Consider the following 23,691-nt stretch of genomic DNA (forward strand, 5'->3'; position numbering starts at 1 on the left):
CTTAATCAGTTTTCAGCGCGTTTCGCGCACTCTCGTCCCGAATTTGGGACCAGTATCATGCGCGCCAGCATCTCCACGAAAGTCAGCCTGACCATCGCCTCGGCCTTCCTGGTCCTGACCCTGGCGGTCCTGGGCATCGTGGCCAAGAGCTCTCTGGATTTCGCGCGCCGTCAGGCGACGCAGAACCAGGAAGCCAGCATGCGCGTGGCCTGGGACGTGATCGGCGAGCGCGGCAAGGCGTTCCGGCGCGAGGGCGACACGCTGTTCGTCGGCGACCGCGCCCTGAACGGCGACTTCGACGGCGTCGATCGGGTGAAGGCCCTGGTCGGCGGCACCGCCACCGTGTTCATGGGCGACAAGCGCGTCACCACCAATGTCACCAAGCCGGACGGCTCGCGCGCGGTCGGCACGGCCCTGGCCAAGGGGCCCGTCTATGACGCGGTGCTGGGCAAGGGCGAGCCCTATCGCGGCGAGGCCAAGATCCTGGGCCGGCCGTTCTTCGTGGCCTACGACCCGATCAAGGACGCCTCGGGCCAGGTGATCGGCGTGCTCTATGTGGGCGTGCCCCAGGCCGACTACTTCCAGCCGGTCTATCGCCAGCTGGGCGTGCTGGCCCTGGCCTGCGTGCTGCTGGGCGCGGCGGGCGCCGCCGCCTCGGTCGTCATGGCCCGTCGCCAGCTCGCGCCGCTGGCCGTCCTGCGCGACGCCATGGGCAAGTTGATGGGCGGCGACCTGCGGGTCGAGCTGCCGTTCGCCGGCCGTCCCGACGACATCGGCCTGATGGCCGACGCCGTGCACCGCTTCCGTGACGAGGCTCTGGAGAAGACCCGCCTGGCCGATGAAGCCGCGTCCGCCCGCGCTTCGGCCGAGGCCGAGCGAGAGGCCGCCGGGGCCGAGGGCGCGCGTCGCGCCGCTGACCAGGCCCAGGTCGTCCGCCGTCTGGCTGACAGCCTGCAGCGCCTGTCAGACGGCGATCTGACCGTGCGCCTGACCGAGCCTTTCGCCCATGACTACGAAGGCCTGCGCGCCGACTTCAACCGAGCCGTCGAAGGCCTGGAAGGCGCCATGTCCGCCGTCGTCTCGGCCGTGGCCGGGCTGAACGCCGGGGCCGGCGGCATCGCCGAGGCTGCCCACGACCTGTCGCGCCGCAGCGAGCAGCAGGCCGCCAGCCTGGAAGAGACCGCCGCCGCCCTCGACGAGATCACCGCCACGGTCCGCAAGACCGCCACCGGCGCCCAGGAAGCCTACCAGGCCGTCAGCCAGGCCCAGACCGAAGCGGGCCGCTCGCGCGACGTCGTCGCCTCGGCCGTCGAGGCCATCGGCGGCATCGAGGCCTCGTCCCGCCAGGTCGCCCAGATCATCACCGTGATCGACGAGATCGCCTTCCAGACCAACCTGCTGGCCCTGAACGCTGGGGTCGAGGCGGCTCGCGCCGGCGAGGCGGGGCGTGGCTTCGCCGTCGTCGCCCAGGAAGTGCGGGCCCTGGCCCAACGCTCGGCCGAGGCCGCCAAGGAGATCAAGACCCACATCGCCGACTCCGAGCGCCAGGTGGAGTCGGGCGTGTCGCTGGTCGGGGCGGCGGGCGAGACCCTGCAGCGCATCGCCAGCCAGGTCGGCGCGATCAGCACCGTGATCACCGAGATCGCCGCCAGCGCCCAGGAGCAGGCCGCCGGCCTCAGCCAGGTCAACACCGCCGTCAACAGCATGGATCAGGGCACCCAGCACACCACGGCCATGGCCAGCCGCTCGGCGTCCTCCAGCCAGGCCCTGCTGGCCGAGGTGCGGGGCCTGGCGGAGTTGGTCCAACGGTTCAAGGTGGGCGGCGGCGCGGCGGTTCAGACGCGGCGGGCGGCTTAGACACCCTTCAAATTCCACCGTCATTCTCGCCCTTGTGGCGAGAACCCGTGGTTCAGCTGACACTTGAGACGCTAGCGGACCGCCAGCGGTCCGCCCCTACCCACCTGCGGCGGATAGAGAGGTTCCCGTCACAAGGGCGGGAATGACGGTTGGTGGTGGGATAGCGCCTAGCCGCCTCCGACCCGTCCCAGCCCCTCGGCCAACGCGTCGAACACCGCGCGGCAGCGGGCGACGCCGCGCAGGTCCTCGTGCATCACCACCCAGAGCGGCAGGTCGAAGCTGAAAAGGTCCGGCGTCACCCGGACGAGGTTCGGGTCGCGCCGGGCGATCTCGACCTGGCAGACGCCGATCCCGTAGCCGGCCTTGATCGCGGCCAGCTGGGCCAGGTCGCTGTCGGTGCGCAGGGCGAAGGCCTCGCGGGTCAGGCCCGGCATCCGGCTCATCACGGCGCGGACCGCTGGGGTCTCGGTGTCCACGCCGATCAGGTCTTGGGTCAGCAGGTCGTTCGCCGTGGTCGGGACGCCGCGCGCGGCCAGATAGTCGCGATGGGCGTGGAAGCCCAAGGTCACTGCCCCGACCTTGCGGGCGACCAGCGCCTGCTGGGCCGGCTCGACCATCCGCACGGCGATGTCGGCCTGGCGTTGCAAGAGGTCGCTGACGGCGTTGGACAGGACGAGCTCGATCGCCAGGGCGGGATGGGCGCGGCGCAGGTCAGCCAGGATCGGGGGCAGGTGCTCGGCGCCGACCACCTCGCTGGCGGTGACCCGTACGGTTCCGGACACGTCCTCCGCGCCCGACGCCGCGCGCAGCAGCGCCGCCGAGGTCGCGACCAGGCTCTCGGCGTGGGTCCTCAGCGCCAGGCCGCGATCGGTCGGCGAGAGGCCGCGTTGCGAGCGGACGAACAGCTTGCCGCCAACCGCCGCTTCCAGGGCGTCGATGTGGCGGGTGACGCTGGGCTGGGTCATGCCCAGCACCCGCGCCGCGCCCGACAGCGAGCCCTCGCGCAGCACGATGGCGAAGGTGCGGAAGAGGTCCCAGCTCGGCTCGGTGTTCATCTATTTACGTATAGATGGCCGACGAAGTTATGCAATTTATGAAGGGGTGGTCCGCTGCCATCTTGGCCTCACGCGAATGGAGGCGAACATGAACGGCAAGACGGCTTTGGTGCTGGGCGCGACGGGCGGGATCGGCGGGACGGTGGCGCGGCGGCTGCTGGCGGGCGGCTGGCGGGTGCGGGCCCTGACGCGGACCGTGGAGGCCGCCGGGCGGCTCCCGGGGATCGACTGCCGGGTTGGCGACGCCATGGTCCGCGAGGACGTAGTCGAGGCCGCCAAGGGCGCTTCCGTGATCCTCCATGCGGTCAATCCGCCCGGCTATCGCAACTGGGGTGAACTGGTGCTGCCGATGATCGACAACACCCTGGCCGCCGCCCGGACCCACGGCGCCCGCGTGGTGCTGCCGGGCACGGTCTACAACTATGGCCCCAACGCCTTCCCGCTGATCGCCGAGGACGCGCCGCAGAACCCCGCGACCCGAAAGGGCGCGATCCGGGTTGTGCTGGAACGCCGACTGGAAGACGCCGCCCGGGCGGGGCAGGCCAGAGCCCTGATCGTGCGCGCCGGCGACTATTTCGGCCCTAACGCCGCCAACAACTGGTTCAGTCAGGGGATCGTCGCGCCGGGCGGGCGTCCCAAGGCGATCCAGGACCCGAACGCTCCTGGCGTCGGCCACCAGTGGGCCTATCTGCCCGACGTCGCCGAGACCATGGTCCAGCTGATCGAGCAGGACGGCTTGGAGGACTTCGCCCGCTTCCACATGGCCGGTCACTGGGACCCGGACGGGACGGCGATGATCGCGGCGGTCGTCCGCGCTCTCGGCGCCCCTGGCGTGCGGGTTAAGCCGCTGCCGTGGGGCCTGCTGAGCCTCGTGGCGCTCTTGGCCGAGACGCCTCGCGAGATGATGGAGATGCGCTATCTGTGGAAGCAGCCTGTGCGCCTGGACGGCGCAAAGCTGGCGGCGAGGCTGGGACGCGAGCCCCATACGCCGCTGGACGCGGCGGTGCGCGAGACGTTGCGGGCGATGGGGTGTCTCTGACGGGCGCTGCTCCCCCGCGTGATCTTGCGGGGGAGCGTCCTGGCGTTAGTCTCAAGCCTGCGTGGCGTCTTTCGAGGCCTCGCCGGGCGCTTCGCGCGGCGTGACGAACCGGGCCAGCTTGGGTTTCAGCCAGGCCTCGAAGTCGTCGATGATCTCGTAGACCACCGGCACCAGCACCAGCGACAGCACGGTCGAGGTGATCAGGCCGCCGATCACGGCCACGGCCATCGGCTGACGGAACTCCGCGCCCTTGCCCAGACCCAGGGCGGTCGGCAGCATGCCGGCCATCATCGCCAGGGTGGTCATGATGATCGGCCGGGCCCGCTCGCGGCAGGCGTCGATGATGGCCTCGCGCTGGGGCACGCCCCGGCGCTCTTCCTCGATCGCGTACTCGACCAGCAGGATCGAGTTCTTGGCCGCCAGACCCATCAGCATCAAAAAGCCGATCATCGACGGGACCGACAGGCTCATGCCGAAGGCCAGCAGGCCGATGAACGCGCCGCCGATCGCCAGCGGCAGGGCCGACATGATGGTGATCGGCTTGAAGAAGCTGCCAAACAGCAGGGCCATGACGCCGAACACCAGAAACACCGCCGAGCCTAGCGCGATGGCGAAGCCGCCGAACAGCTCGCCCATGGCCTCCTCGGTGCCGCCGGTCGCCTTGGTCACGCCCTTGGGCGGGTTCTTCATCACCGGCAGGGCGTCGATGTCCTGGTTGGCGGTGCCCAGCACCACGCCGGGGGCCAGGTCGGCCTCGACGGTCAGCTGGCGCTTGCGGGCGTAGCGCTCGATCTTGGCCGGGCCGGCCTGGAAGGCGACCTCGGCCACGGTGTCGAGCCGGGTGAAGCCGCCCGAGGCGGTCGGCACGCGCAGGGCCTTGATCTGCTCCAGGTCGGCGCGGGCGTCGTCGGGCAGGCGGACGCGGATCGGCAGGCGGCGCTCGCCGTCCGTCAGCTTGGCGACATTGGCGTCGATGTCGCCGACCGTGGCCACGCGGGCCACCGCGGCGATGTCGGCCGTCGATACGCCCAGGCGCGCGGCCTCGGCGGGCAGGGGGCGGATGACGATCTCAGGGCCGCTGGGCGGGGTGGCCGGACGCGGGTCGGCGATGCTGGGCACGCCCCGCATCTGGCGTTCCAGCGCCAGGGCCGCGCGCTCCAGGGCCTGGCCGTCGTCGCTGGTCAGGATGGTCTGGACCTCGGCCGCGCCGTCGTCGCTGAGCAGGGTCAGGCGCACGTCGGGCAGGTCCAGCAGCTTGTCGCGCATCAGGGCCTTGATCTCGGAGACCCGCAGCGCGCGGTCGTCGTGCAGGACGATCGTTACCGTGCCGTCGCGTAGGTCCGAGCCCTCGCCACCGCCGCCAGGACCCATGCCCGAGATCTGCGAGCCGATCTGGGCGAAGACGTGGGCCGTCTCCGGCCGCGCGGCGAACATCCGGGTGATCGACCCGACCGCGCGGTCCATGTCGGCGGCCGTGGCCCCGGGCGGGCCCTGCACCTTCATGTAGTAGTAGTTGTAGTTGGCCGGCGGCTGGAAGCCGGCGGGCAGGCCGCCGGCCAGCATCAGCGAGCCGATGAAGATCGCCACGCCGATGATGCAGCTGACGATCCGGTGGTCCAGCGCCCAGTCCAGCGCCCGACGATAGGCGCCGGTGAACGGCTTGCGGGGGCGGGCGTGGGCGACGGGCTTGAGGAAATAGGCGGCCAGCAGCGGCGTCAGAAGGCGCGCCACCACCAGCGAGAACAGCACGGCCACGGCGACCGTCAGGCCGAACTCGCGGAAGAACTGGCCGGGGATGCCGGGCATGAAGGCCACAGGCGCGAACACCGCCACGATGGTGAAGGTGGTGGCCACGACGGCCAGGCCGATCGAGTCCGCCCCTTCGATCGACGCTTCATAGGGTCTCTGACCGGCCGCGACGCGCTTTTCGATATTCTCGATCTCGACGATGGCGTCGTCCACGAGAATGCCGATCACCAGCGTCAGGCCCAGCAGGGTCACGACGTTCAGTGAGAAGCCCATGATCACCATGAAGATGAAGGTGGGCACCAGCGACATCGGCATGGCGATGGCGGTGATCACGGTCGCGCGCCATTCGCGCAGGAACAGCAGCACCACCAGGGCCGCCAGGATCATGCCCTCGACCAGGGTGCTGACCGTGGCGTTGAAGCTGGCGCGGGTGTCGTCGACGACCGAATAGATCGGGGTGAAGGTCACGCCCGGATGGGCCGCCTCCAGCCGCTTGATCGCCGCCTTTACGCGGTCCTCGACCTGGACGTCGCTGGACTCCTTGGTCTTGCTGACCTGGAAGGCCACCACCGGGCGGCCGTCCAGGCGGGCGAACGAGCGGGGCTCGCCCGCGCCGTCGCCAACCTGGGCCACGTCGGTCAGCTTCACATAGCGGCCGCCGCCGACCGGGATGGTCAGGGCGCGCAGGTCCTCGGCCGTGCGGGCCGCGGCCAGCACGCGCACGGTCTGCTCGCGCTGGCCCACGATGGCCCGGCCGCCGGGCGCGTCCAGGCTGAACTGGGCGATGGCGTTGTTCAGCTGAGGCGCCGTGACGCCCGCCGCGGCCATCCGGTCGGGGTCGATGACGATGTTGATCTCGCGGTCGACGCCGCCGACCCGCGACACCTGGGCCACGCCCTTCTCGCCCTGCAGGGCGCGGCTGACCGTGTCGTCGACGAACCAGGACAGGTCGATCATCGACAAGGACGGCGCCGAGACGGCGTAGGTCGTGATCGGCAGGGCGTCCAGCTCGACCCGCTGCACGATCGGCTCGTCGATCTCGCGCGGCAGCTCGGTGCGGGTCTGGTCGACCTTGGAGCGGACCTCGTCGAGGGCCTTCTGCAGATCCACGCCCATCTCGAACTCGATCGAGGTGGTCGAGGCGCCCTGGACCACCGTCGAGCGGATGCTCTCGACATTGGACAGGCTGGCCACCGCGTCCTCGACGGGACGGGTGATCTGGGTCTCCATCTCGCCAGCGGCCGCGCCGCTCTGGGTGACGGTGACCACCACCATCGGGAACGAGACGTTGGGGAACTGCTTGATCGGCAGCATGAAGTAGCTGGCGATCCCGCCCAGCATCAGGGCGATGAACAGCACGGCGATCGGGATCGGGTTTCGGATCGCCCAGGCGGAGACGCGGAGTTGCGACGACATTAGCGGGCCGCCTTGTCGAGCGGCTTGACCTTGTCGCCGTCCAAGGTGAAGGCCGAGCCGCCCAGCAGCACGCGCGTGCCGACGGCCGGGCCGTCGATCAGCTGCACCCAGCCGCCGGCGCGCAGGCCGGTCTTGACCGGGATCTGGCGGGCGCGGTTCTGGTCGTCGACCGCCATCAGCGAGGCCCCTTCGGCGTCGAGGCGCAGAGCGGCCTCGGGCACGGCGGTGACCTGGACGCCCGAGGCGCCGAACTCGGCCGTGGCCATGCCGCCGGCCCGCAGGGCCTCGTTCAGCGGCAGACGCACGCGCACGCGACCAAGACGCGTCGTGGTGTCGATCAGGGGGCTGACGATGCGGACCTCGCCCGAGACGGTCGCGCCGCCAGGGACGCTGACCCGCACCGGTTGGCCCACGCGGACGTTGGACAGGTCGGCCTCGCTGACCTCGGCGTTCAGCTCGACCAGGCCATCGCGGGCGATGCGGAACCAGGGCGTGCTGCCGCCGGCCACGTCGCCGGGACGCACCGTGCGCTCCAGCACCCGGCCGGAGACCGGGGCGGTGATGGTCATGCGGCGGTCGCGGGTGCGCAGCTCTTCCAGGGCGGCCGCCTGGGCTTTCGCCGTGTAGCGGCGGCTCTCGATCTGCTCCTGGGAGAGAATCCCCTGTCCGTCGAGGCCGCTGACGCGCTTGGCTTCGGCTTCGGCCTGGGCGGCGACGGCGGCCTGTTGGGCGATCTGAGCGCGCAGCAGGGTGTTGTCCAACTGGGCCAGCGGCTGGCCGGCCCGGACCCAGGCGCCTTCCTCGACGAAGACCTGGGCGACGCGGTAGCCCGAGAGCTCCGAGCCCACGGCCGCCTCCTCGCGCGGGATCAGTTGGCCCGAGGCCTTGAAGCCGCCGCCGAGAGCCCGGGTCTCGACGCGGGTGACCGAGACGGCGCGGGCCTGCTCGGCGCCGGCGGGCTTGGCGGTGTCGGCTTCTGGCTTCTTACCGCAGGCGGCGAGGCCCCCGCCGACGCCGACGAGGGCGGCGCTGACCAGGGCGGTGGCGATCAGAGAACGGGTCGTCATCGGGGCGGGTCTCATTGCGCGGAAGGCTTCTGGGGAAAGCTCTGCGGCGACCATCCGCCGCCGAGCGCCTTGTAGGTCTGGACGGCGCGTTGCAGCGCCTGGGTCTGGGCCCCGGTCAGGGCGGTGCGAGCGCCGCGCCAGGACTGCTCGGTCTGTAGAGCCGTGGTCAGGTCGGTCAGGCCCGCAGCGTAGCCCTTGCGGCTGGCCTCGTAGGCGACGGCGGCGCGACGCTCGCCGGAGGCCAGCAGGGCCACGCGGCGCTGGTCGGCGTCGAGTTGCACCAGCGCGTTCTCGGCCTCGCCGAAGGCGGTCTGGACGGTCTGCTCGTAGGTGATCGCCGCCTGCTCGACGCGCGCGCCTTGGGCCTTGATGTCGGACAGCAGCTTGGGGATGTTCAGCACCGGGACCGACAGGTTCGCGCCCAGGGTCCAAGCCGAGCTGGTGGTCGAGGTGGTCTGGCTTGGCTGCAGGAAGCTGGGGCTGATCGCCTTGGAGAGGCCAACCCCCGGCTCCAGGTTCAGGGTCGGAAACAGCGCCAGCTCGTTGACGTTCAGGGTGGACGAGGCCGACAGCAGCCGCGCGGCGGCTTCGCGCACGTCAGGGCGGCGAGCCAGCAGCGCGCCAGGGGCGGTGGCGGGGATCGGCGGGGCCTTGGCCAGAACCGGCTCGACCGGCAGGCTGGCCAGCGGATCGACGCCCTTGCCGACCAGGATCAGCAGGCTACGGCGCGAGGCCTGCAGCTGGGCTTCCAGTTGGGCGACCTGGGCCTGGGCCTGGGCGAGGTCGGCGGCGGCGCGATCGCTCTCGGCGGTGGCCGCCAGGCCTCGGCGGCCCCTCTCAGTGGCGACGTCGTACAGGCTCTGGGCGATGCGGGCGCTCTGGCGGGCGTCGTCCAGCTGAACCGCATAGCCGCGCGCCTCGAAATAGGACTGAGCGACATTGGCGGCCAGGGCCGCGCGGGCGCCTTCGTAAGCGAAGCGGGCGGCGGCCAGGTCGTTGTCGACCACCTTGCGCGCGGCGCGGCGGCGGCCGATCAGGTCCAGCTCCCACGAGACGTCGAAGCTGGCCGAATAGGTCTTGCTGACCCCGCCCTGGGTGAAGCCGCCGGGGCCGTTCTGGTCGATGATGTCGGTGTCGACGCGCTGGGCCGAGCCGGTCAGGGGCGTGGAGGGGATATAGAGCTGGCGGACCTGGCCGGAGCGGACGGCGCGGGCTTCCTCCAGCCGCGCGGCGGCCAGGCGCGCGTCGGGCGCTTGGGCCAGAGCCGTCGTGACCAGATCGTTCAGGACCGGATCGTTGAAGCGGGTCCACCACTGGTCCAGCGCCTGGGCGGGCAGGGGCGTTCCGGCCGGCGCCTGATAGGCGGCGGGCAGGCGCGCGTCGACCTTGGGCGCGGGGCTCACGCAGCCGCTCAGCGCCGCCGCCGTCGCGGCCAGCGCCGCGCCGCGCGCGCCGAGGGAGGAGCCAGAACGCCCGGCCGAGCCGGTCTTGGCGAAACGCATGAAGATCAGTTCCGATATTGGCTATGCGCGGGCGCGGTACGGCGACCGATGTTGTCCCAATAGGCGTCCCCCGACGGATGCGAAACCCCTCGTCGAACGCCCTGGCTAAGCTTCCGTTGCGACGATCCCAATCGTGTCATCAACACCCTCTATACGCGGTCAGGACGTCGCTGGATGAAACCCTTTTTCCGCCCCGAACCGTCAAGCTTGACCTTAAGCGGGATGTGATAGACCCAAGGACGCATGAGCGAGTTCCCAGCCGACATTTTCTCCGAACCGGAAGACGTTGATCCCGACACTCTGGCCAATCTGGGTCCGCTGACGCGGCTGGCCGGGGTCTGGGAAGGCCGCAAGGGCGTTGACCTGAACCCCAAGGCTGATGGACCCGAGCGCCGCGAGTTCTTGGAACGCATCGAACTGCATCCGATCGACCCGCAGGCCAACGGCCCGCAACTGCTGTACGGCCTGCGCTACCACGTCCACATCGTCGCCTCGGACGAGGACACCACGTTCCACGACCAGATCGGCTATTGGCTGTGGGAGCCGGCCACGGGCCTGATCATGCAGACCCTGACCATCCCGCGCGGCCAGGTGGCGCTGGCCAAGGGTCAGGCCAACGCCGACGGCTCGGGCCTGTCGGTGCGCGCCGAGCGCGGCGGTGCGGGCTATGGGATCTGCTCGACGGACTTCCTGGAGTGGGCGTTCCGCACGGACTCCTACCAGCTGGATATCCGCTTCGAGGACGACGGGGGCTGGTCATACGTCTCGACGACCATGCTGCAGGTGCGCGGCCGCGATGAGCCGTTCAAGCACATCGACCGCAATACCCTGGTCAAGGTTGGCGAACCGCGCCCCAATCCCTCGGCCCGCATCGCGGCCGGCGAGAGCCTGGCCCAGGCGCACGGGTTCCTGACGCTGGGGTGAGGGTTGCGGTCTAAAACCCGGATAGTTCTCTCGTCATCCCGGCCGTAGCGCGAAGCGCGGAGAGCCGGGACCCAGGGGCAACTGCGGTGCGCCGGCCTCTAGGTCCCGGATAGCCTCTTCGAGGCTTCCGGGATGACGAGGTTTTGGATTTCTACAGATAATCCAACAAGCTTGGCGGCCCGGCCATCGAGCCGTTGGCGTTGAACATCTGGCTGAGCTTCTCGCGCGAGGCCTGGAGTTCGACCATCTTGGCGTAGGCGGCCGGGGTCCAGCCGGAGGCCTGGCGCTCCTCGGTCGTCATGCCGGCGTAGCGGGTGATCATCGCCTTGCCGAAGCCGCCGGGGTCGTCGCTGGTCGACTGAAAGCTGGCCTTGATTGCGGCGCTGTCGCGCGAGCGGACCTCGATCTCGGCCATATGAATCTCGTGGGCTGAGAACTGCTCATCCTGGTTCAGGGCCACAGCCGCCAGCGAGCGATCGTCGAAACGGCGGAAGTCGATATAGCCGCTGTCGGGGCTCTTGGCCGCGTCGGGATGCACGGCCAGCGAATATTGCTTGTCCAGCGCGACGCGGACGTCGGTGGCGACCTTGCCAAAGTCGCGGGTCTTGGCACCGGCGACCATGCTGCCGGTCTCGTTGACATAGGCGGCGACCCTGTCGTTTTTCACGCCGACGGGCGCCAGGCCCGGCCGGGCTATGGCCTGGCCGCGCGCCTCGACCAGGGCGGCGCGGTCGCGGCTCCAGGCGGCCGAAGCCTTCTCCTCGGGGCCAGCGGCGTCCATCTGGTCTATGGCGGTCTGATAGAGGGTCGCGTAGTCGCCGGTCAGCCGCGCCTGGGCGGCGGGGCCGGCCAGGGCCTGATCGTGCTGGGCCTTCAGCGCCAGGGACGCCACGACCTGCTGCTCGATCGGAAAGTCGCCGCCCTGGTTGCTGGCCACGGCGTATAGCGAGCGGCGGTCCAGGCCCGAGACGTCGATCGTCGGATTGCCGTCCTTCAAGGCGTTGGTGGTCCCCGCCGCCTTCAGGCGCGCGGCGATCTGGGCCTTGGACTCGGCGACCACGCCCTCGACCGTGCGGGAGTCGGTCTGGGCCTTCAGCGCCGCCTGGGCGGCGGGCGAGAGCGTGACGTTGACCGCCGGGGTGTTGATCGTCGGGCTCTGGTCGCGGGTCTGGCCATAGCCGGTCGCCTGGTTGGCGCGCTGCGTCGCCGTTTGGCCGGCGGTTAGGCCGGGCGCGTAGGTCGACGAATACGGATTGATCGTCGTCATGCGGCGAGACTCGAAGCGAATCAGTGGCTTGAGCGTATCAGGCGCCGGCGACGCAACCTAGGTTATGGTTAATGTGTCGCAACACTTTGCAATATGTCATCCCGGCCAAACACGAAGCGCGCCGAGCTGGGACCGCGGCAATCGCCGGCGTTTCTCGCGGTCCCGGGTCTCCGCCTGGGATGACAGCCGTCCCTACCCCAACACGCCCGTCAGCAGAGGCCGGGCGAAGAGGTCGGCGGCTTCTTCGCGCTCGAGGCCCTGGACCCAGATCGGCAGAGAGGCGGCGGCGTTCAGCATCGAGTTGATCATGTGGGCGGCGATGCTGGGGTCGATCGGGCGGATCGAGCCGTCGGCGATCCCATCCGAGATGATCGAGGCGAAGCGCTGCCAGCCGCGCGCATAGCCGTCGGCCATCTCGTGGCGCAGTTCAGCGGGCAGGGCGCCCATCGACGAGGCGCGCAGCAGCGGCCCGTGCTCGGACAGCTGGTAGGCGCATAGCCCCGCCGCCGTCGAGGCCAGCTGGGTCCAGCTGTCGGTGTCTAGATCACGGGCGTCCAGCTGCGAGCGGCGGGTGACGGTGAAGGTCCGCTCGAAGCACTCGGCGACCAGGGCGTCCTTGTCGTCATGGTGATGGTAGAACGAGCCCTTGGTCACGTTCAGCGCCGCCGAGATCTCCTCGACCGAGGCGCCGCGATAGCCGCGCTGGTTGATCAGCCGCGTGGCGGCGACCAGGAAGGTCTCGCGCCATTCCAGGCCGTCGGGAGCCAATTCGTCTTGGGATAGGGGCGTCGGGTCGGGCAAGGCGCGCGGCGTCCAAGTCCGACCGGCGGCCGGCAGACCATTGAGCAGCAGGTCGCCCATCCGGTCGCGCACCCGGCCATAGTCCTCGACGTCGTAGCGGCGCAGCCAGGTCCCCGCCCAGAACACCTGCTCCATCAGGAGATGGGCGCGGGCGTTGCGCTGGCGCTTATCCAGATGCGCCAGGGACGGATCGTCGAAGAAGCTGCGCACGCGCCGGAACAGATTGTTGAACGCCTCGACCACCGAGCCGCGCAGGGGCTCCTTCAGCGCCTTGACCTCGGCGAAGCTGGTCAGCGGCGTGGCCTGGCCCAGGCGCACGCCCCGGTGCAGGTCGAGATAGAGATCCAGGAACTTGACGATCCGGTCGGCAGGCGAGCCTTGCGCGGCGGCCTCCTCGACCATGGCCTCGAAGCGCTCCAGCCCGCGCATGAAGCAGGCGGCGGCCAGGTCGTCCTTCTTGCGGTAGTAGTAGGTGACGCTGGTGGTGTTCAGTCCGACCTGGGCGGCGACGTCGGACAGGGTCATGCCGCGCACGCCCTGACGGTTCAGGATCACCGTGGCCGCGGCCAGGATGGCCTCCTTCTTGCGGGCGTAGCGCTCTGTCGACGCCCCGCCGATCCGACCATCGTCCATCGAAACTCACCCCAAGAACACGCGGGCCCCGTCGGGCGGCGCGATCGGACGTCCCGCCTATCTAGGCGTCCAAGGGCCGCCCCGAAAGGCCATCCCCTCCGTGAAGGGATAATCTGGCTTCCCGTAGCGTCAGGGTTTGTCAGGAATGTTTCAGGAGGGGGCGAACGCGCGGTCGGAAATGCGCCACCCAACCACGACCGTCATTCCCGCCCTTGTTGTTCAGACCGGGTAGATAGCGGACACCTGTTCGGAGACATGGCGGACACTTTTGGGAAGGGTCAAGTCGATGGTTGCGATCTGGTGTGAGGCGAAGAAGACGCCGTAGAGGCCGTCGCGTTCCAGGGGGCGCAGAGCGAGGGTTTCGCCTTGGAAGGCCTTAGGGACCCGCCAGAAGCGGCCCTTGAACTGGACGTAGGCCTTGGTGGTGGAGACGGTGCGGAGGATATCGGCGCTGTCGTACTGGGGCTGGGGGGCTTGGCGGGGCATGGATCTTGGGCTGGTCCGATAGCGACTGGCGGGACAAGCCTGGTCGAGCGCTTCGTGGGGACGCTCGTGATTGTAGAGTTCGCGCCAGCGATCCAGGGCGCGCTGGACCTGAGCGAAACTGTCGAAGGGCTGCAGGTCGAAGACCTCGGCGGCCAGGGAGCGGTGGAAGCGCTCGATCTTGCCCCGGCTCTGAGGATGGTAGGGGCGGCTGTAGAGCACCTGGACGCCCAGCTTGAGCAGCCAGACAGCCAGTCGCGTCCAACGCTCGCCACTGGCCTCGCCCCAGGGCGGTCCATTGTCGACGAAGAAGGCCTGAGGCAGGCCGTGATGGCGGAAAGCCCGCTCCAGGTGAGCCTTGACGGTGGCGCCGCGCTGGTCGGCGCAAGCCTGCAGGCCAAGCGAAAAGCGCGAATGGTCGTCCAGGATCGTCAGCGGATGGCAGCGCTCGCCGTTGGTCAGCTTGATCCAGCCCTTGAAGTCCATCTGCCAAAGCTCGTTGGGATGGCTCTTCTCGAACCGGTTCCAGGCCTTGCCCGGTGAGGGCGGGAAAGCCTCGATCAACCCATGCCGGCGCAGGATCGCGTGCACCGTCGACACCGCGGGCGCGGCCGTTCCGCGCGCCTCCAGCCAGGCCTTCAGCTTGCGCGCCCCCCAGGCCGGATGCGCCTCCCGCGCCGTCAGCACCGCAGCCTCGATCTCCGATGAGCTGCGTCCTGGGCTCTCACGCGGTCGACGCGAGCGGTCCGCCAGCCCCTCATCCCCCGCCGCCGCCCGCGCCAGCCACTTGTAGCCCACGTCCGGACTTATCCCGAACCGACGGCATAGCTCCCGCCGGTTGGCTCCCTCCAGCAGCGCAAGCCTGACAAACGCCCGCCGCTCTTCCATCGCCGACACCTCGCGCCAAGGCATGGACCGCACTCCTCAAGAGCCTCATCCAGCCGATGATGTGTCAGCTATCTCCCCGAACAACCGTCAGGCATGTCCCCGGTCTGAACACTTGTGGCGGGAACCCCTCTATCGGCCGCAAGTGAGGAGGGGGCGGACCGCAGGCGGTCCGCTTGCATCTCACGTGTCAGCTGAACCAGGGGTTCTCGCCACAAGGGCGGGAATGACGGAGAATGATGGGCGTTGAAGGGCGCGCCCCTACGACGCCTTCAGCGTCCCCGTTCTGTCGCTGGTCAGCACCTGGACGATGGCGCGGGCCAGGGCGGCGGGGGAGAGGGGCTTGGCCACCGCGCCGTCCATGCCGGCGGAGACATAGCCTGCCTGCTGGTGGGCCATGGCGTTGGCGGTCATGGCCAGGATCGGCGCGGTCCCGATCGGGGCGGGCAGGGCGCGGATGCGCTGGGTGGCCTCGACGCCGTCCATGCCGGGCATCTGGATGTCCATCAGGATCAGGTCGAAGCCCTCGCGGGCCATGGCCACGCCCTGGACGCCGTCCTCGGCCAGGCTGACCTGGGCGCCCAGCGCCTCCAGCATGCGGCCGGCGATCAGGCGGTTGGTAGCGTTGTCCTCGACCAGCAGCACCCGCAGCCCGGCGAACAGCTGGGCGTCGTCGTCATCGTCATGGGTCTCGTTCGGCGCTGCGCCGGCCTCCGCCTCGATCTCCAGCCAGAAGGTCGAGCCCTTGCCCGGCGTGCTGTCGAAGCCCACGCTGCCGCCCATCAGCTCGGCCAGGCGCCGGCAGATGGCCAGGCCCAGGCCCGAGCCCCCAAAGCGACGCGTCGTCGAGCCGTCCCCCTGCCGGAAGCGCTCGAACAGCTTGGCCGCCGCCTCGGGCTCGATGCCCACGCCGGTGTCCTCGATCTCGTAGCGCAGGCGAAGCTGATCGCCCTCGCGCCGGCCCGAAAGGCGCGCGACGACGCCGCCCTCCAGCGTGAACTTCACGGCGTTGCCTAGCAGGTTGAACAGGGCCTGGCGCAGGCGCAGCGGATCGGTATTGACCCAGCCAAGATCGCCCCCCTGGTCTTTCTTGGGGGTCTCGACGCGCAGGTATAGGCCCTTGGCCTCGGCCTGCGGGCGCAGCATCTCGGCCACGCCGCGCAAGAGCTCCGCCGGCTCGGTCGGCTCGTCCGCCAGATCCAGCTTGCCCGCCTCGATGCGCGAGACGTCGATAATGTCGTTGAGCAGCTGGGACAGCATCTCGCCGCAGTCCAGCGCCTCGTTCAGCAGGCGGCGGCCGTCGGGCGACAAGCGCTCCTTCTTCAAGAGGTGCAGCACGCCCAGCACGCCGTTCATGGGCGTGCGGATCTCGTGGCTCATATTGGCCAGGAACTGGCTCTTGGCGTCGGCGGCGGCCAGGGCCGCGTCGCGCGCCTCGACCAGCTCGGTGACGTCCTGGCTGATGCCGATCACGTCCCAGGCGTCGGGACTTGCGCCGCGCACCCCGCGCCAGGTCGAGTGGATGTGCGCCCATCGTCCGGTCGGCGGGTCGAGATAGCGATAGTCGATCTCGACATGCTCGCCTGTCCGCAAGGTGCGCGACAGGGCCTCCCAGGCGCGGTCGCGGTCGTCGGGGTGGATCGAGAGGGTCATGTCCGTGACCGTCATCGTCCGGGCCCCGCCCTCGGGTTGGCTGGGCGTGGCGATGTCCTGCTCGAAGACGTACATCCCCTTACGCGGATTGAACCGCCAGACGAAGACGCCGGTCGCGGTGCGCAGCAGCTCGTTGGAGCGCTCGGCCTGCTGGCGGGCGATGTTGCGGGCGCGCTCCTCGGTGCGGTCCTGGAAGACGATCAGCAGGTCGCCGCCCTCAAGGGTCTTGGACTGTGAGCGCACCCACAGCCAGCCGCCGCCCTTGCGGGCCAGGCGGTGTTCGCCGGTGGCCTGGCCGCGCACCTGGAGGATGCGGCCGATGTCCTCGATGATCGGTGTGTCGTGCAGGTGGAAGAAGTCGTGCATGTGCCGGCCCAGCGAGTCCTCGGGACCCCAGCCGGTCGCCTCCGTCCAGGCGGGATTGACGCGGGCGATGGTTCGCCCGTGCAGCACCACGAACATGTCCAGGCTGTTCTGGAAGAACCAGTCGGCGGCCGCCGCTTCGATCCTGGAGGCAGCTCCCGCTTCCAAGTGCTTGCCCATCCTGATTCCCTCGTCTTCAATCAGGATGCGCCCATCCGGGTAAAGTTTGGGTTGCGACGGAATGTCGCGCTCGCTTTTCCGGGCGGCGCCAAAAAGACAATGGAGCAGGGGAGGAAATCTTGAGCACGCCGGAAGCCGTGGGAATGTCGTCCGAGCGCTTGAAGCGCATCGACGGCTTCATTCAGTCCAAATATATCGACAGTGGAAAACTGCCCTGCGCCCTGACCCAAGTCTGGAGACGGGGCCAGCTAGCCTACACATCGGTGCTGGGGCAGGCGGACGTCGAGCGCGGCACGCCTTTGAAGGCCGACAGTCTGTTCCGCATCTATTCGATGACCAAGCCGATCACCAGCGTGGCCTTCATGATATTGGTCGAGGACGGGCTGGTGGCGCTGGACGACCCGGTGCACCGCTTCATCCCCGCCTGGCGGAACCTGGGCGTGTTCAACGGCGGCGTGCCGGGGGCTTTCCTGGCCAAGCCGACCACCGAGCCGATGCGGATGATCGACCTTTTGCGGCACACTGCGGGTCTCACCTATGGTTTCCAGCAGCGGACCAATGTCGACGCAGCCTATCGCAAGCTGAAGCTGGACGGGGTGGACAGCGAGGGCGGCCTGCAGGCCTTTGTCGACACGCTGGGGACGGTGCCGCTGGAGTTCTCGCCCGGCGAGTCCTGGAACTATTCGGTGGCGACCGACGTGCTGGGCTATCTGGTCGAGGTGATCTCAGGCCAGCCGTTCGACGTCTTCCTGAAGACAAAGATCTTCGACCCGCTGAAGATGGTCGACACCGGCTTTTTCGTTCCGGAAAGTCAGCGGTCGCGCTTCACCGCCTGCTACGCCCTGACGCCGTCGGGCAAGGTCGTGTTGCAGGACGATCCGGAGAAGAGCCGCTACCTGACCGATCCGTCGATGAAGTCAGGCGGCGGCGGTCTGGTCTCGACGGCCGACGACTACATGCGCTTCTGCCGGATGCTGCTGAACGGCGGCGAGCTGGACGGGGCAAGGCTGCTTAGCCCCAAGACCATCGCGCTGATGACCATCAACCACCTGCCCGGGGCCAAGGAGCTGACCGAGCTCTCCAAGTCCCTGTTCAGCGAGGCGGTGTTCGAGGGGCTGGGCTTTGGCCTCGGCTTCGCCATGACCGTCGACCTGGCCCGCACCAAGAACCTGGGCTCGCCGGGCGAGTACTTCTGGGGCGGCATGGCCTCGACCGCCTTCTGGATCGACCCGGTCGAGGATCTGGCGGTGGTGTTCATGACCCAGCTGATGCCGTCGAGTTCGTACCCGATCCGGCGCGAGCTGCGGACGCTGGTGTATTCCAGTCTGACGGAGGCGGTGGGGTGAGGTCGAGGAGCGCCCCCTCCGTCACGCGGCTTCGCCGCGCGCCACCTCCCCCGCGTTGCGGGTGAGGAGGGGTGTCATCCTCCCCCGTGTAAACGGGGGAGGTGGATCGACGCGAAGCGGCGAGACGGAGGGGGCGCTATTCCCCCTCAAAAATCCGGCGCGGGAGCGGGCTCCCGCGCCGAGTGGGGCTTACCGAAGTCGGGCGCGCCGGGGGGACGCGCACCGCGCTCGCGGATCGCAAGCTTCGAAGTATCGGGACGCGTGCAAGGCGCATCCAAAGCTCGTGCCTCACCGCGAACGCTCTGAACAGTCGCGATCATTTGCCAGTAAATACAGGTGCTATGGCGCAGGCTGCCGGCGCTTCGGTCGCCCGCGTGATCACGACTGAAACTATTGTTCGAATTTGTAGTATGGAAATGCTGTCCGTCAACGGCGGGCGCCTCCGAAATGGGCGCCGTTACGGCGGTCTGGACATCTTCGCGAGAGCGTGCAGGCTCTGTCTCAAACGGTTGTTCAAGCCGACAAAACAACTAGAGCAAGGGTGGAAGCCGCATGGCCGCGATCAACGCCGTCACTGATTTCTCCGTGGAAGGCGACGTCGGCGTCGTCACGCTGAACTCGCCGCCGGTCAACGCGCTGTCGGCCGTGGTCCGCGAGGGGCTGAAGGGCGCCTTCGACGCCGCCATCGCCGATCCGGCGGTCAAGGCGATCGTGCTGATCTGCGACGGCAAGACCTTTATCGCCGGCGCCGACATCACCGAGTTCGGCAAGGCCATGACCGGCCCCAGCCTGCAGGACGTCCAGGCCACGATCGAGAACGCGCCTAAGCCGGTGGTCGCGGCGATCCACGGCACCGCCCTGGGCGGCGGCCTCGAGGTCGCGCTGGTGGCCCACTACCGCGTCGCCGTCCCCTCGGCCAAGGCCGGCTTGCCGGAAGTGAACATCGGCCTCCTGCCCGGCGCCGGCGGCACCCAGCGCCTGCCGCGCATCGTCGGCGTCGAGAAGGCCCTGGAGATGGTGACCAGCGGCCAGCACGTCCCGGCCAAGGCCGCCCACGCCATGGGCCTGTTCGACGAATTGGTTGAGGAAGGGAACTTCCGCGCCGGCGCCATCGCCTTCGCCCGCAAGGTCGTGGCCGAGAACCGTCCGCTGAAGAAGGTCCGCGACCTTTCCGACAAGGTCGAGGCCGCGCGCGGCAAGCCCGAGATCTTCGAGAGCTTCCGCGCCGCCAACGCCAAGAAGTTCCGCGGCTTCATGGCCCCCGAGAACAACATCAAGTGCATTGAGGCGGCGGTGAACCTGCCCTTCGACGAGGGGCTGAAGGAAGAGCGCCGCCTGTTCATGGAGCTGATGACCGGCACGCAGTCGGCCGCCCAGCGCTATGTGTTCTTCGCCGAGCGCCAGGCCGCCAAGATTCCGGACGTGCCGGACGATACCCCGACGATCTCGGTCAAGAAGGTTGGCGTCATCGGCGCCGGCACCATGGGCGGCGGCATCGCCATGAACTTCCTGAACGCCGGCATTCCGGTGACCATCATCGAGGCCAAGTCGGAGAACCTGGAGCGCGGCGTCTCGATCATCCGCAAGAACTACGAGAACACCGCCAAGAAGGGGCGCCTGACCCAGGACGACGTCGAAAAGCGCATGGCGCTGCTGACGCCGTCGATGGAGATGGAGGCGCTGGCCGACTGCGACATGGTCATCGAGGCCGTGTTCGAGCTGATGGAGATCAAGAAGGAGGTCTTCGCCAAGCTGGACAAGATCGCCAAGCCCGGGGCGATCCTGGCGACCAACACCTCGTACCTCGACGTCAACGAGATCGCGGCGGTGACCAGCCGTCCGGAAAGCGTGATCGGCACCCACTTCTTCTCGCCGGCCAACGTCATGCGCCTGTTGGAACTGGTGCGCGGCGACAAGACGTCGAAAGAGGTGATCGCCACCTGCATGAAGCTCAGCAAGGCCATCGGCAAGGTCCCGGTGCTGGTGGGCGTCTGCTACGGCTTCGTCGGCAACCGCATGCTGGCCCAGCGCCAGCGCGAGGCCCAGAAGCTGATCCTGGAAGGCGCCATGCCCTGGGACGTCGACCGGGTGCTGTACGACTTCGGCCTGCCGATGGGGCCGTTCGCGATGAGCGATCTGGCCGGTCTCGACATCGGCTGGGACGCGTCCAAGACCAGCGCCTCGACCGTCCGCGAGGTGCTGTGCGAGATGGACCGCCGCGGCCAGAAGAACGGCAAGGGCTTCTACGACTACGACGAAAACCGCAACGCCAGCCCGTCGCCGGTCGTCGAGCAGGTGATCCGCGACTTCGCCGAGAAGCGCCAGATCCAGCGCCGGACGATCACCGACCAGGAGATCCTGGAGCGGTGCCTGTATCCGATGGTCAACGAGGGCGCGAAGATCCTGGAAGAAGGCAAGGCCATCCGCGCGTCCGACATAGATATCGTCTGGATCAACGGCTACGGCTGGCCGGTGTATCGCGGCGGCCCGATGTTCTGGGGCGAGCTTGTCGGCCTGGACAAGATCCTGGCCAAGATGAAGCAGTTCCACGCCGAGCTCGGCGACGACTTCAAGCCGTCGGCCCTGCTGGAGCGGCTGGTCGCCGAGGGCAAGGGGTTCAAGGACGCTTGATCCATCTCCCTCCCCCTTGATGGGGGAGGGGAGGGTGGGGGTGACGCGGCGGCTGAAGCCGCGCCCTCACGTCCGACGGTGTCACCCCCCCCCATCCCCAACCCTTCCCCCATCCAAGGGGGAAGGGGATTTTGTAGAGGCGTTTCGCATGTCCACCCTCGCCGCCATGATCGCCGCCGACTACGGGACCATCGGCGACATCCTGCGTGAGCGGACGCGGGAGAATCCAGACCGCCTCGCCGTGGTCATGGAGACCGGCGAGACCGTCACCTACGCCCAGTTCGACGCCCTGGCCGACCGCGTCGCCGCCGCCCTCCAGCGCGATGGGATCCAGCCCGGCGAGGCCGTCGCCGTCTGCGCCCTGTCCTCGATCCCCTATGCCGCCCTGTTCCTCGGCGCTCTGCGGGCCGGCGTCGCGGTCGCGCCAATCGCGCCCTCTTCGACGCCCGAAGCCATCGCCGGCATGGTCGCCGACTGTGGGGCTAGGCTGTTCTTCCTCGACGCGGGCGTCGCCGAAGCCCAGAGGCCCGCGCCCGTTCCGGTCCGCCAGATCGCGCTGGATGGCTCTTCAGTTGGGGAAGCCTTCGACGCCTGGCTGGCGCCCGAGGGCGCGACGCCGGCGCCGGTCGAGATCGGGCCCCAGCATCCGTTCAACATCATCTATTCCAGCGGCACGACCGGCACGCCCAAGGGCATCGTCCAGTCGCACGGCATGCGCTGGAAGCACATCTTCGTCGGCGACACGATCGGCTATAGCCACGCCCCGGTCAGCCTGCTGTCGACGCCGCTCTATTCGAACACCACGCTGGTCTGCTTCTTCCCGACCCTGGCTGGTGGCGGGACCGTGGTGCTTATGAAGAAATTCGACGTCGTCCGCTATCTGGAGCTGGCGGAGAAGCATCGCGTCACCCACACCATGCTGGTGCCGGTCCAGTACCGCCGGCTGATGGAGCACCCGGACTTCGACCGCTACGACCTGTCCTCGACGCGGATGAAGTTCTGCACCAGCGCGCCGTTCTCGGCCGAGTTGAAGGCGCAGGTGCTGCGCCGCTGGCGGGGCGGGCTCGTGGAGTATTTCGGCATGACCGAGGGCGGCGGAACCTGCATCCTGATGGCCCACGAGCATCCGGACAAGCTGCACACGGTCGGCCGCCCGGCGCCGGGCCACGACATCCGCTTGATCGACGAGGACGGCCAGCAGGTCGGTCCCGGCGTCGTCGGTGAGATCGTCGGCCGCTCGGCCTCGATGATGAACGGCTACCATGGCCGGGCCGACAAGACCGCCGAGGCGACCTGGATTTCGCCGGAAGGCTGGACCTTCATCCGCACCGGCGACGTCGGCCGCTTCGATGAGGACGGTTTCCTGACCCTGATGGATCGCAAGAAGGACATGATCATCAGCGGCGGCTTCAACATCTATCCGTCCGACCTCGAGGCGGTGCTGGCGACGCATCCGGCGGTGGTCGAGGCGGCGGTGGTCGGCGTGCCGTCCGACGCCTGGGGCGAGACGCCGGTGGCCTTCGTGGCGGCGCGCGGGCAGGCCGATCCGGAAGCCATCCGCGCCTTCGTCAACGACAAGGTCGGCAAAACCCAAAGGCTGGCGGAGGTTCGTTTCGTCGACGCCCTGCCGCGTAGCCATATCGGCAAGGTCCTGAAGCGCGAACTGCGCGAAACCTGGCAGAAATCGCCTAGCTGCTAGACAAATTTGCCGCGACGGCGCGCCGCATTAGGGGCGGCGGAATCGCTGGATACGTTTGCTTAACCATAAGGCGCGGCCCACTGGGTCGCCTGGTTCTTAGCGGATCCAAGTTCACGCCATGTTGCCCCAGCCCTTTACCGCCTCGACCCTGTCCACGCCCGTCCTCGAGCACGCCTCGGTGGGGCTCGAGCCGGTGGATTTCGACGCGGTGGCCAAGGCCCTGGGCGCGCGCGGCTACGCTTCGGATCTGGAGCAGCGCCTGGCCGGCCGCTTCGCGCGTCCCGTCCGCGCCCGCGCGTTCACCGATCGGACGACGACCGTGGCCGCGACGCTGAAGGGCCTGGGCGTTCGGCCCGGCGGGGTCTGCGTCGTCTCGGCCCTGGCCGACCTCGAGACCCTGGCGGGGATCACCGCCCTGGGCCTGAAGCCCTGGTTGGTCGACGTCGATCCGTTCAGCGCCATGTTCGACCCGCGTCACCTGCGCGAGCGCCTGCCCCACGCGCCGGGTCCGCTGGCGGCCATCGTCCCCGCCGCCGCCCACGGCCGCGCGCCGGACATGCGCGCCTGGGCCGCCTTCCGCGACGAGACCGGCCTGCCGATCCTGGTCGACGCCTTCGGCGCCTTCGACGTGATGATCGAGGCGCCCGTGCCGGTGCTGATCGGCCTGCCCAGCGGCGAAGGCGTGTTCGTCGCCTGCGAAGACGCCAGCCCCGTCAACGCCATCGAGGCTCGCCCCTTCGTCGGCGATGATGGCGTGGTTGCCTGGGCCCGTCTGCGTCACCGCCTGTGCGCGACGGCTCAGCAGCTGCGCGTGCTGCTTCTCGACAGCGGCGTCAGCTTCCAGCCGGGCTGGGGCATGAGCTGGATTTCGCCGACCTGCGCCCTGACCCTGCCCAGCGACGACGCTGGGACCGTGGCCTGGAAGCTGCGCCAAGCCGGCGTGCCGGCCAGTTGCGCCGTCCGCGATCTGACCATCAAGGCCGACGACACCCCGACCGCCGACCACATCGCCGCCTCGACCGTGGTGATCGACCTGGACCCCGGCCTCGACATCGAGGGCCTGGATCGCCTGTGCGACGCGCTGCGCGAGGCGTTGGCCTAGAGTCCGCAGGCGACTTGGCCTAATCCTCGGCGCGTCTTT

The 23,691-nt window shown here is 69.0% G+C and carries 15 protein-coding genes and 1 pseudogene; 7 read left to right on the forward strand and 9 right to left on the reverse strand.

The features are described 5' to 3' along the window. Positions 1-57 precede the first annotated feature (57 nt). Positions 58-1,857, forward strand: a complete 1,800-nt coding sequence (locus CSW59_RS06555; protein ID WP_099443277.1) for a methyl-accepting chemotaxis protein — start codon at positions 58-60, stop codon at positions 1,855-1,857. An 18-nt stretch (positions 1,858-1,875) separates the two neighbouring features. On the opposite strand, the pseudogene CSW59_RS21785 reads toward CSW59_RS06555, so the two are convergent. Together CSW59_RS21785 and CSW59_RS06560 are read right to left on the reverse strand one after the other, a co-directional pair. Next, a pseudogene (locus CSW59_RS21785) lies at positions 1,876-1,991 on the reverse strand (hypothetical protein); the annotation flags it as partial. 33 nt (positions 1,992-2,024) lie between these two features. After that, a complete protein-coding gene (locus CSW59_RS06560) occupies positions 2,025-2,912 on the reverse strand; it encodes a LysR family transcriptional regulator (protein WP_099443278.1) in 888 nt (295 codons plus the stop codon). Between the two features lie 88 nt (positions 2,913-3,000). Here CSW59_RS06560 and CSW59_RS06565 point away from each other — a divergent pair, with 88 nt between their 5' ends. Then, positions 3,001-3,951: an NAD-dependent epimerase/dehydratase family protein gene (locus CSW59_RS06565; protein ID WP_099443374.1), complete on the forward strand. Its 951-nt coding sequence runs from the start codon at positions 3,001-3,003 to the stop codon at positions 3,949-3,951. Positions 3,952-4,002: 51 nt separating this feature from the next. On the opposite strand, the gene CSW59_RS06570 is transcribed toward CSW59_RS06565, so the two are convergent. From CSW59_RS06570 to CSW59_RS06580, 3 genes are read right to left on the reverse strand one after another with little or no spacing between them, the layout of a single operon-like run. Next, positions 4,003-7,116 carry an efflux RND transporter permease subunit gene (locus tag CSW59_RS06570; RefSeq protein WP_099443279.1) on the reverse strand — a complete coding sequence of 1,038 codons (3,114 nt, stop codon included), beginning with the start codon at positions 7,114-7,116 and terminating at the stop codon, positions 4,003-4,005. Beyond that, on the reverse strand, positions 7,116-8,183 hold the full coding sequence (locus CSW59_RS06575; protein WP_099443280.1) for an efflux RND transporter periplasmic adaptor subunit: 1,068 nt from the start codon (positions 8,181-8,183) through the stop codon (positions 7,116-7,118). The genes CSW59_RS06570 and CSW59_RS06575 overlap by 1 nt, the downstream gene beginning before the upstream one ends. An 11-nt stretch (positions 8,184-8,194) precedes the next feature. After that, a complete protein-coding gene (locus CSW59_RS06580; RefSeq protein ID WP_099443281.1) occupies positions 8,195-9,685 on the reverse strand; it encodes an efflux transporter outer membrane subunit in 1,491 nt (496 codons plus the stop codon). A 243-nt stretch (positions 9,686-9,928) separates the two neighbouring features. Here CSW59_RS06580 and CSW59_RS06585 point away from each other — a divergent pair, with 243 nt between their 5' ends. Further along, positions 9,929-10,609 (forward strand): FABP family protein, encoded by a 681-nt coding sequence (locus CSW59_RS06585; protein ID WP_099443282.1) that lies wholly within the window; start codon positions 9,929-9,931, stop codon positions 10,607-10,609. 151 nt (positions 10,610-10,760) lie between these two features. On the opposite strand, the gene CSW59_RS06590 is transcribed toward CSW59_RS06585, so the two are convergent. The 4 genes from CSW59_RS06590 to CSW59_RS06610 form a co-directional block, all read right to left on the reverse strand. After that, positions 10,761-11,876, reverse strand: a complete 1,116-nt coding sequence (locus tag CSW59_RS06590; RefSeq protein WP_099443283.1) for a hypothetical protein — start codon at positions 11,874-11,876, stop codon at positions 10,761-10,763. A gap of 192 nt (positions 11,877-12,068) precedes the next feature. Further along, positions 12,069-13,310, reverse strand: coding sequence for a TetR/AcrR family transcriptional regulator (locus CSW59_RS06595; RefSeq protein WP_099443284.1), 1,242 nt, complete (start codon positions 13,308-13,310; stop codon positions 12,069-12,071). Positions 13,311-13,529: 219 nt separating this feature from the next. Beyond that, the gene (locus tag CSW59_RS06600) at positions 13,530-14,705 is read right to left on the reverse strand and encodes an IS481 family transposase (RefSeq protein ID WP_099442224.1); all 1,176 of its coding nucleotides are present in this window, start codon (positions 14,703-14,705) and stop codon (positions 13,530-13,532) included. Between the two features lie 234 nt (positions 14,706-14,939). Continuing rightward, on the reverse strand, positions 14,940-16,874 hold the full coding sequence (locus CSW59_RS06610) for an ATP-binding protein (protein ID WP_099443285.1): 1,935 nt from the start codon (positions 16,872-16,874) through the stop codon (positions 14,940-14,942). Positions 16,875-16,993: 119 nt separating this feature from the next. On the opposite strand from CSW59_RS06610, the gene CSW59_RS06615 reads away from it, so the two are divergent. From CSW59_RS06615 to CSW59_RS06630, 4 genes are all read left to right on the forward strand, one after another. Beyond that, a complete protein-coding gene (locus CSW59_RS06615) occupies positions 16,994-18,220 on the forward strand; it encodes a serine hydrolase (RefSeq protein WP_099443286.1) in 1,227 nt (408 codons plus the stop codon). Positions 18,221-18,772: 552 nt separating this feature from the next. After that, entirely contained in the window at positions 18,773-20,851 is a 2,079-nt protein-coding gene (locus CSW59_RS06620) for a 3-hydroxyacyl-CoA dehydrogenase NAD-binding domain-containing protein (RefSeq protein WP_099443287.1), read from the forward strand. A 148-nt stretch (positions 20,852-20,999) separates the two neighbouring features. Then, positions 21,000-22,550, forward strand: a complete 1,551-nt coding sequence (locus CSW59_RS06625) for a class I adenylate-forming enzyme family protein (RefSeq protein WP_099443288.1) — start codon at positions 21,000-21,002, stop codon at positions 22,548-22,550. A gap of 118 nt (positions 22,551-22,668) precedes the next feature. Further along, positions 22,669-23,652, forward strand: a complete 984-nt coding sequence (locus CSW59_RS06630; protein ID WP_099443289.1) for a DegT/DnrJ/EryC1/StrS family aminotransferase — start codon at positions 22,669-22,671, stop codon at positions 23,650-23,652. Positions 23,653-23,691 lie beyond the last annotated feature (39 nt).

The sequence above is a fragment of the Caulobacter sp. BP25 genome, assembly GCF_002737755.1.
Taxonomy (GTDB): domain Bacteria; phylum Pseudomonadota; class Alphaproteobacteria; order Caulobacterales; family Caulobacteraceae; genus Caulobacter.